Source organism: Blautia sp. MSK18_10 (genome assembly GCF_020553185.1).
Lineage (GTDB): Bacteria > Bacillota > Clostridia > Lachnospirales > Lachnospiraceae > Blautia_A > Blautia_A wexlerae.
Window position 1 is genome coordinate 55,937 of sequence record NZ_JAJCGT010000008.1, and the last position, 12,329, is coordinate 68,265.

At 42.3% G+C, this 12,329-nt stretch carries 7 protein-coding genes; 6 read left to right on the forward strand and 1 reads right to left on the reverse strand.

All coding sequences use genetic code 11. From position 1 onward, the window contains the following. The first annotated feature begins 1 nt into the window (after position 1). The 3 genes from LI074_RS05610 to LI074_RS05620 are packed head-to-tail and all read left to right on the forward strand — an operon-like array spanning position 2 to position 6,434. On the forward strand, positions 2–2,509 hold the full coding sequence (locus LI074_RS05610; RefSeq protein ID WP_081026389.1) for a glycosyltransferase family 2 protein: 2,508 nt from the start codon (positions 2–4) through the stop codon (positions 2,507–2,509). Position 2,510: 1 nt separating this feature from the next. After that, positions 2,511–4,955 carry a glycosyltransferase family 2 protein gene (locus LI074_RS05615; protein ID WP_022380234.1) on the forward strand — a complete coding sequence of 815 codons (2,445 nt, stop codon included), beginning with the start codon at positions 2,511–2,513 and terminating at the stop codon, positions 4,953–4,955. A gap of 18 nt (positions 4,956–4,973) precedes the next feature. After that, complete coding sequence (locus tag LI074_RS05620; RefSeq protein ID WP_020993490.1) at positions 4,974–6,434, forward strand: ArnT family glycosyltransferase; 1,461 nt, start codon at positions 4,974–4,976, stop codon at positions 6,432–6,434. Between the two features lie 106 nt (positions 6,435–6,540). On the opposite strand, the gene LI074_RS05625 is transcribed toward LI074_RS05620, so the two are convergent. Continuing rightward, positions 6,541–7,821, reverse strand: a complete 1,281-nt coding sequence (locus LI074_RS05625; RefSeq protein WP_226824557.1) for a D-alanyl-D-alanine carboxypeptidase family protein — start codon at positions 7,819–7,821, stop codon at positions 6,541–6,543. Between the two features lie 164 nt (positions 7,822–7,985). Between LI074_RS05625 and LI074_RS05630 the strand changes: the two genes are divergently transcribed. From LI074_RS05630 to LI074_RS05640, 3 genes are all read left to right on the forward strand, one after another. After that, the gene (locus LI074_RS05630) at positions 7,986–9,893 is read left to right on the forward strand and encodes a glycosyltransferase family 2 protein (protein ID WP_008706108.1); all 1,908 of its coding nucleotides are present in this window, start codon (positions 7,986–7,988) and stop codon (positions 9,891–9,893) included. Next, entirely contained in the window at positions 9,875–10,831 is a 957-nt protein-coding gene (locus LI074_RS05635; protein WP_008706107.1) for a glycosyltransferase family 2 protein, read from the forward strand. Before LI074_RS05630 ends, LI074_RS05635 begins: the two co-directional genes overlap by 19 nt. Before the next feature lie 83 nt (positions 10,832–10,914). After that, positions 10,915–12,318: an undecaprenyl-phosphate glucose phosphotransferase gene (locus LI074_RS05640; RefSeq protein ID WP_008706104.1), complete on the forward strand. Its 1,404-nt coding sequence runs from the start codon at positions 10,915–10,917 to the stop codon at positions 12,316–12,318. The last annotated feature ends 11 nt before the right edge of the window (positions 12,319–12,329 follow it).

Sequence of the window (12,329 nt, forward strand, 5' to 3'; positions counted from 1 at the left end):
TATGGGAAATATACTTTGGAGTGTAGATAAAAAAATATACAGTGACAAAGAAGATCATACTCTGGCCATTACCGGATGGGCGATAACCAGAGATCAGTCAGAATGTGATTTCATTCTTTATGGCTCGGGAAAGGAACTCTCCGTTCCTGAACCTTCACGTTGTGAAAGAGCGGATGTTGCCAAAGATTTAAAAGAAACAAAAGATATAAAAGAAGTGGGAAATGTCGGATTCACAGTAAAGATACCGGAAATTATAAAACTTGCAGAAGAACATGAGAAACTGCAGCTTGCGCTGAGAGCGGGAGATGAAAAAGAAATCATCTGGGAAGCCACAGCTGCAGAAGTGAAGGACTTTTGTGAGGAAAGTCTTATTGAATATCATATTGATGAGGAACAGATCACACAGGAGAGTATCCTGACAGTCAGAGGCTGGGTTGTAAACCAGCTGGAGCCGGATGAGATATTTGTACAGGGTACAGATGGGAAGGTTCTGGAATGTACGATCACCAGACAAAGACGTCCGGACGTGGAAGAGGCAAAGGGGATTTCCGAAGAAGAGAAAAGAAATCTGGGATTCAGTATTACTGTCAATCTGGAGAATACAAACGATCAGAATATCTGCATCTGTTTCAGGGGAAAAGATGTACAGAAAATTTATACTGTAAATGTAAAAAAAATAAAACGGGAAAATACCGGACTGTATCAGCAGATGAAACTGCTGTCTCTGAAGAACAGGCAGAAGAATCAGGAATATATAAAGAAAAACGGTATTGGAAGATTTATCCGTTATGTGAGAAATTCCCAGCTTAAGGACGGAGATCAGGATTATGAAGACTGGCTGAAAGATCATGTCGCATTCCGAAAGGAATTAAAAAGACAGAGAAATGCTGTTTTTTCTTATTCACCGCTGATCAGTATTGTGATGGTGGTGACGGATACAGATGAACAAAGGTTAAAAAGTGTGATCGATGCTTATACAGAACAGACCTATGGTAACTGGCAGCTGTGTCTTGCAGATGCATGTGAGGGAGAGGAAACAGGAGAGTTTCTGCGGAAAAAATATAAAAAAGAGACCCGCCTTTCCTACAAGAAGGTTACGGAAAACAACGGCATTTCGGGAAATCTTAATGCATCTCTGAAACTTGCAATGGGAGAGTATGTTCTGTTTGCCGGTCAGGAGATCATACCTGAACCTGATGCACTTTTTCAGATGGTCAAAGCGATCACAGAGAAAAAAGCGGATATGATCTATACAGATGAAGATGAGATCAGCGCAGACGGAAAACATTATTCTGAGCCGGAATTCAAGCCGGATTTCAATCTGTTCAGATTAAGGGAAAATAATTATATCGGACAGTTCTGGGCAATCCGGAAGGAAATTCTGGAACAGGCCGGAAAGTTTGATCCGGAATATGATGGTGCACAGGATTATGATATGCTCTTAAGATGCAGTGAGCAGGCAGAGAATATTGTGCATATTCCAAAGATCCTCTGTCATTCCATGAAAGCAGAGAACCTGATCACAGAAGAACAGGAGAAGAAAAACTGGGAAGCAGGCAGAAAGGCACTGGAGGAGCATTACCGCAGGGCAGAGGTTTCTGCAACAGCGGAACTTGCAGACAAGAAGGGATGGTACAGAAGCCATCTGACTATTTCCGGCGAACCGATGATTTCTGTGATCATTCCAAGTAAAGATCACATTAATGATCTGGAACTGTGTATTTCATCCATAGAAGAGAAGACAACATGGAAGAATTACGAGATCATTATTGTTGAGAACAACAGTGTGGAAAAAGAAACCTTTGTATACTATGAGACACTGAAAAACAGATACCCAAATGTAAGGATCCTTACATGGAAAAAAGAATTCAATTATTCTGCGATCAATAATTTTGCAGTAAGAGAGGCACGGGGAGAGTATCTGCTGTTTCTTAACAATGATGTGGAGATTATTACAGAGAGCTGGCTTGAAGAAATGCTTCAGCTTTGTCAGCAAAAAGACGTGGGAATGGCCGGTGCGAAACTGTATTATCCGGATGATACCATTCAGCATGCAGGAGTGGTAGTTGGTCTTGGTGGAGTTGCTGCCCATGTATTATGTAAACTTCCCCGGGATGCGGAAGGATATATGGGACGTCTGCGCTGTGTGCAGGAGATAAGTGCAGTCACTGCCGCCTGCATGATGGTAAAGACTTCTGTTTTTAAAGCAGTTGGAGGATTTGACGAGGAGCTGAAGGTTGCATTTAATGATATTGACCTCTGTATGAAAGTGAGAAAATATGGAGTGAAAATTGTATTCACACCGTATGCAGAACTGTATCATTATGAATCCAAATCCAGAGGAATGGAAGATACACCGGAGAAACAGCTGCGTTTTTCCAGAGAAGTAAACTGTTTCCGGAGAAAATGGGAAAGAGAGCTCCTGAAAGGAGATCCTTATTATAATCCCAATCTGACATTAAACAACACAGACTGTTCTCTGAGAAAACAGGAGAAGAACGGAGATTAACATGCCTAAGGAAATATTTGAAGTAGTAAGAGAAAGATTTCATTTATCAGACAGGACACAGTATATTGTGCAGGGACACTGGCCGAAAGATGCGGTGATGGAGGCATATCTGGATCAGCACAAACTGAAGGTGTCTGTGAAAGAAAATGAAAATGTAAGTGCACTGGAACGTTTTAAAGATCCGGAGAAAATGCAGGGAATACAGATTACGGCAACTGTTCAGATACCGGAAAATCTGGAGGGGTATCATAAGCTTGTGATCTATGAGAAGTTTCCGGATAAAAAACATGTCTGGTTTTCCATCACTGCCGGTGAACTGGATAAAAAAAGAGATAAACCGCAGGTATATTTTGAAGAAGAGAGTGCAGAACAGGGAACTGTACGGATCAGAGGGTGGGCCATTGCACCCAAGCCTGTGACTGTCCGTATCTTTGATGCGGATAAAAAGCCGGTTGCCGCTGAAATCCAGAGAACAGACAGGGTGGATGTCAACCAGCTGTTTGAAGAAGCACAGGATCCGGGAAAGACAGGATTCTTTTCTGAGATCACCAACGTTTCGGGAAAATGCCTGTATGTAGTGTTTTATGCAGGCGAGAAGAAAACTGTACATGTGGTTCCTCTGAGAAAAGCTGATATTCTGGCAAAGAAATTAGACAAATATGTAGAAAAAGGAATCCGCTACTGGAAATCTCAGGGTGCGGCGGCTCTTGCTGAGAAGGTAGTGACAAAGGTTAAAAATGTGCGTCAGGGACCGCCATCCTATCAGAAATGGATCAGACATCATCTGCCGGACAGGAACGAACTGGAGAAACAGAAGAAAACATCCTTTGGATACAGACCCAAGCTTTCTTTTGTAGTACCGCTGTATAAGACACCGGAGAAATATCTCAGAAGACTGACAGAATCATTTCAGGAACAGACTTATTCAAACTGGGAACTTTGTTTCTCTGACGGAAGCGGCGCACAGTCACCGCTGACGGAATTGTTAAAAGAACTGACAGCGAAGGATAACAGAATTAAATACGTTTCTCATGAGGAGCCGCTTCAGATTTCAGAGAATACCAACAGTGCCATTGAAATTGCAACAGGTGATTTCATTGCCTTTGCAGACCATGATGATGAGCTGACGCCGAATGCATTATTTGAATGTGTGAAAGCAATAAATGAGAAACCGCAGACACTGGTGATCTACACAGATGAAGATAAGATGTCTATGGATGGACATAAATTCTTTCAGCCGCATTTTAAACCGGACTATAATCCGGATCTGCTGTGCACGGTCAATTATATCTGCCATCTGTTTGTGGTATCACGAAAAGTAATTGAAAAAGTTGGCGGGCTGCGAAGTGAGTTTGACGGTGCACAGGATTATGATTTTGTGTTACGCTGTGTGGAAGCAGTAAAGGATGAAGAAATCTGTCATATTCCCAAAATCCTGTATCACTGGCGTTGCCATGAGGACTCCACAGCAGAGAATCCCGAGAGCAAGCTTTATGCCTTTGAAGCCGGAAGACGTGCAGTACAGGCTCACTATGAGAGAACAGGAATCCACGCAGAGGTTTTTAAGGGTGAATATCTGGGGCTGTACAGAACGAAGTTTATCAGAGATCATGATCCACTGATTTCTATTATTATTCCGAATAAAGACCATATTGATGATCTGAAGAGATGTATGGAATCCATTGAACAGAAATCTACGTACAAAAATTATGAGTACATTATTGTAGAGAATAACAGTACAGATTCTGCTACTTTTGAATATTACAAAAAACTGGAGGCAGAGAATCCGAAGGTCCGCATGGTATACTGGGACGGAGTCTTTAACTATTCTGCCATTAATAACTATGGTGCATCTTTTGCAAAGGGTGAGTATCTGCTTCTGCTTAACAATGATACAGAGATCATTAATCCGGACTGTCTGGAAGAACTCCTGGGTTATTGCATGCGTAAAGATGTAGGTGCAGTGGGTGCAAGACTTTATTATGAGGATGATACGATCCAGCATGCAGGTGTTGTGATCGGTTTTGGCGGAATTGCAGGACACTGTTTTGTCCAGCAGAAGAGAGGTACCACCGGATATTGTCACAGAATTATCTGTGCACAGGATTACAGTGCGGTTACAGCTGCCTGCATGATGGTGAAGAAATCTGCATTTGATGCAGTGGGAGGACTTTCAGAGGAACTGGCTGTTGCATTTAATGATATTGATTTCTGCATGAAGCTGAGAAAGGCGGGATATCTGATCGTGTATAATCCATATGCGGAATTATACCATTATGAATCCAAATCCAGAGGTCTTGAGGATACTCCGGAAAAAGTGGCACGATTTAACAAAGAAATTGCCACCTTTGAGAAAAAATGGCCGGAGATCCTGAAGAACGGAGATCCTTATTATAACCCCAATCTCACTCTGAAGAGCCAGGACTTTTCTCTGAAAAGAATCTGAAGATGAAATTGCTATAAAATGAATGTGAAAGAAGATATGTTAAAGAAAAAGAAAGAGATCAATGAAAAAACAGAAATTTTCATTTTTGTATTTCTGGCGTTTATCCTGCTGACAACCTGGGCGATGACACAGCCTTTTAATTCAGGGCCGGATGAACAGATGAGATATTATGTTGCAGATTACATTTATAAACATCATGGAGCTCTTCCGGGGGGAGATGATCCGGCTGTCAGGAATAAAGTGTGGGGAATTTCCTATGCATATTATCCGGTTGTATCTTATATGGTGTCTGCATTATTTATGAGAATATCCCGGCTTTTTGCAGATCCGGGATACTCCATGTTCAAAATTGCACGTATGGCAGATGTACTGTTTGTCACAGGTGCAGTGTATTTTGTTGTAAAAGCTTCGGGCAAACTGTTTCCGAAAGAAAAATATTCCAGAGAAGTTAGATGGCTGTTTGCAGCACTGGCAGGATTTATGCCGCAGGCAATCTTTATGGGAACTTATGTGAATACAGACTCACTGGCACTGCTGGCAGCAGCCATGATCTTGTATGCATGGGTCTCTTATCTGAGAGAAGACTGGACATGGAAAAACTGTATACTCCTTGCAGTGGGAATGGCCGTATGTGCATTGTCTTATTATAATGCATACGGTTGGATACTCTGCAGTTTTTTCTTCTTCTGTTTTACGGTATTACTCTGCAGAGAAGAAGCTTTTTCACAGAGAGTTCGTTTCCTTTTCAGCAGAGGAGCAGTGATCGCAGCAGTTACTTTAGTTCTCTGCGGCTGGTGGTTCATCCGTAACGCAGTTTTGTATAACGGAGATTTCCTGGGAAGGAAATCCTGTGCGGAATGTGCGGAAAAATATGCTCAGAATGATTACAGACCGTCACTGTATCCGACTCCTGCAAAGCTGGGATGGAACTGGAAAGATATTATCCTTTATCAGGATCCGGGCTGGTATCATAACTGGATTCTGACAGTGTGTGTAAGTTTCATCGGTACTTTTGGACAGATGGAAATTTATATGCCATATACGGTCAGCAAACTGTATATGCTGTTCTTTGCTGTTGGGATCATCAGTGTATTTTTTGTAAAAGAGACATTTGATCTGAGAAAAAAAATGTATGTTGCACAGCGGAAAGCAGTTGGAAATGACAGATGGAAGATTAAAACAAAGGTGATATCCCGAGAGTGGAATAAAGAAGGTATTTTCCATTTGATGATGGTATTTCTGATTATGATTCCGGTATTTCTGTTTCTGTATTATGTTTATTACAGTGATAATCAGCCACAGGGAAGATATCTTATGCCTGCATTATATCCTCTGATGTACTTTGTTACGCTGGGCTGGAATAATATTCTGACAAAAACAGTGAAAAATGAAAAGGTGCGGAGTCTGATATACAGAGTACTGACTGTACTGCTGGTGATTTCGCCATTTGCCTGCTGGGCATTTTTAATCTTGCCTTAAAAGAAATAAAGGGACTGCCGCATGAAAAGCTTTTGCGGAAGTCCCTTAAATTTATCTATTTTATCTATCAAAGAAATGGTTACTGTCTGGTATTCAGAAGCAGGCTTCAGGATTTGATCACTTTGATCATCAGGAACAGGAAAAACAGCAGGAATGCTGCCCCGATCGCCCCGATGATATAATAAGGAGCAGTTGTATGGGAAGCAGAATATGCCTGTGCTGCCTCCATATTCTTCTGACCGGTTACTGCGGCATCATTTGTCTGCTGCTCTGCGTCTTCCAGAATCGCAGTTCCTACAGGAGTTCCTCCAAAGTAATACTGGCGTGTGATCTGTCCGTCAGAAGAAGTATCTTCTGTGGTCAGATTATCTTCTGTGGCACCGTTTGGTGCAATGACTGTACCACCGGAAAGACGGTTAAAATCATTGTCTGCGATGGTAAGGGGTGCAAAATTGTCAAAACCATAATTGAGAAGCGCGATCGCTTCATTATTGGTAACACCGGATGCGCCATTTAATACAATGCATACCAGCTTCATGTTATTTTTGGAAGCTTCACATACCAGGGTACTTCCGGAAGCTTCTGTGTACCCTTCCTTACCGCCGATACAGGGTTTATAATAACCGTCGCTGGTGCTGTTTATCATGGTAAAATTGTTTGTGAGTACACGTTCACCGCCGGAAACATTTGTTGCCGGAAGTGTATAGGAAGTAGTTGCTGCAATGGTGCGGAAAGTGTCATTTGCCATAGCTGCTTCCATGATCAGAGCCATATCATGGGCGGTGATATGCTGGTTCTCATCAGGAAGACCGGTAGGATTGGTAAAGACAGTATTGGTGCAGCCAAGCTCCTGTGCCCGGGTATTCATTGTCTGTACAAAAGCATCCACAGAACCTCCCACATGTTCAGCTACCTGCAGTGCGATATCATTGGCAGAGGCAACCATGATGGCATATAAACATTGTTCCATGGTGAAAACCTCATCTAACTGTGAGGAAATATTGGCTCCTCCGTCAGTAACACCGGAAACACCGGTTGCAGTCATGGTTACCTGTTCATCCAGACTGCTGTTCTCAAGAGCAACCAGGCAGGTCATAATCTTGACTGCGCTTGCAGGGTAAAGAGGCTGATCTGCATTTTTGGAATACAGGACTGTGTTTGTGGAAGTTTCCATTACAATTGCCGCGGCAGACGAAATATCGGAAGCCTGGGGCCATCCGTCGATACCGTTGGTGACTACGACAGACGGATCTGCTGTCTGTGCGGCGGCGTCTGTATTCTGAGCTGTTTCTTCAGCAGCAGATACCGGAAACTGTGAAAACATGGTGACAGCACCAAGTCCCAGAGCCATCAGGGCTGCAGTGATTCTTTTTTTCTTTATCATCATGGTATATAATACTCCTGTGTATAAAAATATTGAAAAGTTACTGTTCATTGTAAGTGAACAGTAACCATAAAAACAATAACAGTATAACACATTTCTCTCCTTTCTTGCAAAAAATATCATACAATGTTAAAATAAAAAATCATAGTAAAAATCGAGGTTATCATATGAGTAAAAAACCATCTGCAGGAGGAAAAATCCAGTGGACGAAAATGTTCAGGAAGCTTTCCCCCTATACGATCCGGAAAGGGTTCCGCTACATGAAGCATTATGGACCAAAGGAATTCTGGATCAGGCTGCATGAACGTTTTGAACCGGAAGAAGTACCATATGGTCCATGGTACCGGGCTTACATTCCGACGGAGGAAACACTGGAAACACAGAGGAAACAGAAATTTGATTATTCACCGCTGATCAGCATTGCAGTTCCGGCTTATCAGACACCTGTAGAATTTTTGAGACAGATGATAGAATCACTGATCGTTCAGACCTATTCAAACTGGGAGCTGTGTATCGTAAATGCAAGTCCTGACAATGAGGAGATGCAGAAAGTACTGGCAGAATATTCAGCCGGAGATTCCCGGGTAAGATTCTGCAATCTCAAAGAGAACCTTGGCATTGCAGAGAACACAAACCGCGCGTTTGCAATGGCAAAAGGTGAATTTGTGGGGCTTCTTGACCATGATGACCTGCTGGCACCCAATGCATTATATGAGATCGTGAAAATACTGCAGGATCATCCGCAGGCAGATGCGCTTTATACAGACGAGGATAAGGTTACAACAGAACTGGACGAGCATTTTCAGCCACATCTGAAATCGGATTTTAATCTGGATCTCCTGCGTTCCAATAATTATATCTGCCACTTTTTTGTAGTGCGAAAGAGTATTGTAGAAAAGACCGGAGGTTTCCGAAAAGAATTCGACGGAGCTCAGGATTACGATTTTATATTCCGCTGTACGGAGAATGCCGGAGAGGTTTTGCATGTTCCGGAAATCCTGTATCACTGGAGAACACACAAAGCCTCCACTGCAGATAATCCTGCCAGTAAAATGTACGCATTTGAAGCCGGCAAGAGAGCAATAGAAGCTCATCTTGAGAGAACAGGTACAAAAGGCGAGGTAAGCCATACACAGGATCTGGGCTTTTACCGGGTGAAATATCCGGTGCAGGGAAAACCTCTGGTGTCTGTTATCATACCAAACAAAGACGAGAAAGAGACTCTTCAGACCTGTCTGGAAATGCTGGAGAAGAATACCGGTTATCAGAATTTTGAGATCATAATCGTGGAGAATAACAGTACCACTGATGAGATTTTCCGATATTATAAAGAGCTTTCCGGAAACCGAAAGATCCATCTTTTGAGATGGGGAAAAGAATTTAATTATTCTGCCATCAATAACTTTGCTGCGGCGCATGCAAAGGGAGAATATCTGCTTTTCCTGAATAATGATGTAAAATCCATCAATCCGGACTGGCTGGAAGAAATGCTTGGAGTGTGTCAGCGTCCGGAAGTGGGCGGTGTCGGAGCAAAGCTCATTTATCCGGATAATACGATCCAGCATGCAGGATGTGTGATCGGAATGGGCGGTATTGCGGGGCATATGTTCGTAGATATGCCTGCGGACCGTACCGGCTATCTGCATAAGGCATCCCTTCTTCAGGATATGAGTGCAGTGACTGCCGCCTGTCTGTTGATGAAGAAAGAGGTTTTTGAGCAGGCAGGAGGATTTACAGAAGAACTGGCTGTGGCATTTAATGATGTGGATCTTTGCCTGAAAGTAAGAAAAAACGGCTATCTGATCGTATATGATCCCTATGCGAAGCTTTATCATATGGAATCAAAGACCAGAGGAGCTGAAGACAGCAAGGAGAAAGTGCGCCGTTTTCAGACGGAGATTGAATATATGCGATGTCACTGGATAGACATTCTCAAAAACGGAGATCCCTGTTATAACAAAAACCTGTCTCTTACCAAATGGAATTATTCTCTGAAGCCAATCCCGGGAATGGAGACAGAAGCAGGACAGAAAAAAGAGAAGACAGGGAGGAAATCATGCAGGAAGTATCAGTGATCATTCCGAATTTTAATGGGATGGCTTATCTGGATGGCGTACTTGCAGGTCTGGAGTGTCAGACTGTAAGCAATTTTGATGTAATTCTTGTGGATAATGGATCCAATGACGGAAGCTGTGCTTTTGTTGCTGCAAGGTATCCATGGGTCCATCTGATCGAACTGCCGGAGAATTTCGGATTCTGTAAAGCGGTCAATGAAGGGATCAGAGCATCACGCTCACCTTATGTACTGCTTTTAAACAATGATATTGAAGTAACGGAGAATTTTATAGAAGAAATGCTGTCAGCCATCAAAAGGCATCCCAAAGCTTTTTCCTGTGCTGCCAGAATGATTCAGTTTCATGACAGGGACAGGCTGGATGACGCAGGAAACTATTACTGCGCACTTGGATGGGCTTATGCGAGAGGTAAAGGGAAAGATATCCATACCTATGAAAAGGAAGAGAAGATTTTTGCTTCCTGCGCAGGAGCTGCTATTTACAGAAAGAAGATCTTTGATGAGCTGGGATATTTTGACGAAGAACATTTTGCATATCTGGAGGACATGGACGTGGGATACCGGGCCAGGATCTACGGATATGAAAACTGGTATGCACCTGATGCCATGGTATACCATGTGGGAAGCGGTACCAGCGGATCCAGATATAATCAGTTCAAGATCCGGTATTCTTCCAGAAATAATATTTATCTGATATACAAAAATATGCCGGTGTTACAGATTATTATCAATCTTCCGTTTCTTGTTGCAGGATTTGGAATCAAAATTCTGTTTTTTACGCTGAAAGGATTCGGAAGAGAGTATATTGCGGGAATTAAGAATGGATTCCAGATCAGTAAAAAAAATCATAAAATACCTTTTAAATTTCAAAATCTGTCAAACTATTTTAGGATTCAAGTTGAATTGTGGGTGAATATCTTCAGGCGTTTGTGCGGATGATAAGAAAGAAAGATAAATTTTTATTGCTTTTATAAAACAACTATTATAATATAGAAACGATAAAAAAATGAGGTGACAAAAGATTGCTAAAGGACAATGAAAAGAATTTCAGTCGTCTCCATATGATCATTGATGCAATTGTACTGGTACTGTCATATTTTCTGGCATGGCTGATCCGTTTTGTTGGTCCTATGGCAGCAACAGCAGTCAGAACCAGAAGCTTTCAGCAGTATATGCTGATGCTGGTTTTTATTGTACCGGTTTATCTGTTGTTGTATCAGGCTTTCACATTGTATACTCCCATGCGGATGCAGGGGCGTCGGCTTGTATTGGCTAATATTGTAAAGGCCAACTCGCTTGGGCTCCTTATTCTGATGTTTACATTTTACATGATAGATGAGAGCGATTTTTCCCGTTCTACTTATATTATGTTTTATGTAATTAATATTGTGCTTCAGTGGTGTGCCCGAATGTTGATTTTCGCTCTTCTGAGAAATATGAGAGAGAAGGGACTGAATCAGAAACAGATGATCTGTGTGGGATACAGCCGCGCAGCAGAGGAATACATTGACAGAGTTCTTGCCAATCCTCAGTGGGGATATGTGATCCGCGGAATACTGGATGACAATGTTCCGGCAGGAACAGAGTACAAGGGAATCAAAGTTCTTGGAAGGATTGCCAATCTGAATATAATACTTCCGGAGAACCGGCTGGATGAAATAGCGATCACTCTGGGCTTAAGTGAATATTACCGCCTGGAAGAGATTGTAGCACTGTGTGAAAAATCCGGAGTACACACCAAGTTTATCCCGGATTATAATAAGATCATTCCGACAAAACCATACACAGAAGATATACTGGGACTTCCGGTTATCAATATCCGTTATGTACCGTTGAACAATACATTCAATGCACTGGTCAAGCGGGCGATGGACATTGCAGGATCTATTGTTGGAATCATAGTAACCTCACCGCTGATGCTGTTAATGTGTGCTATCATTAAGCTGACATCACCGGGACCACTGATCTATAAACAGGAGAGGGTTGGACTTCATAACCAGACTTTTCGGATGTACAAGTTCCGTTCCATGGAAGTACAGCCGGAATCGGAAGAGAAGAAGGCATGGACAGTAAAGAATGACCCAAGAGTAACACCCATCGGAAAGTTTATGCGTCACACCAGTATTGATGAACTGCCACAGCTTTTCAACATACTGAAGGGTAACATGAGTCTTGTGGGACCACGACCGGAGCGGCCGTTTTTTGTAGAGAAATTCAGAGAAGAAATCCCGAGATATATGGTGAAACATCAGGTTCGCCCGGGACTTACCGGCTGGGCTCAGGTGAATGGTTACCGCGGAGACACATCCATAAGAAAAAGAATCGAATATGACCTTTATTACATTGAAAACTGGAGCATAGGGCTGGATATCAAGATTATATTCCTTACATTTTTCAAGGGATTTATAAACAAAAATGCATATTAAGATAAGGGGAA

What these genes read in the sequence shown, in the direction of transcription:
- LI074_RS05610 (WP_081026389.1), top strand. Translation starts at nt 2, where the DNA reads ATGGGAAATATACTTTGGAGTGTAGATAAAAAAATATACAGTGACAAA.
- LI074_RS05615 (WP_022380234.1), top strand. Translation starts at nt 2,511, where the DNA reads ATGCCTAAGGAAATATTTGAAGTAGTAAGAGAAAGATTTCATTTATCA.
- LI074_RS05620 (WP_020993490.1), top strand. Translation starts at nt 4,974, where the DNA reads ATGAATGTGAAAGAAGATATGTTAAAGAAAAAGAAAGAGATCAATGAA.
- LI074_RS05625 (WP_226824557.1), bottom strand. Translation starts at nt 7,821, where the DNA reads ATGATGATAAAGAAAAAAAGAATCACTGCAGCCCTGATGGCTCTGGGA.
- LI074_RS05630 (WP_008706108.1), top strand. Translation starts at nt 7,986, where the DNA reads ATGAGTAAAAAACCATCTGCAGGAGGAAAAATCCAGTGGACGAAAATG.
- LI074_RS05635 (WP_008706107.1), top strand. Translation starts at nt 9,875, where the DNA reads ATGCAGGAAGTATCAGTGATCATTCCGAATTTTAATGGGATGGCTTAT.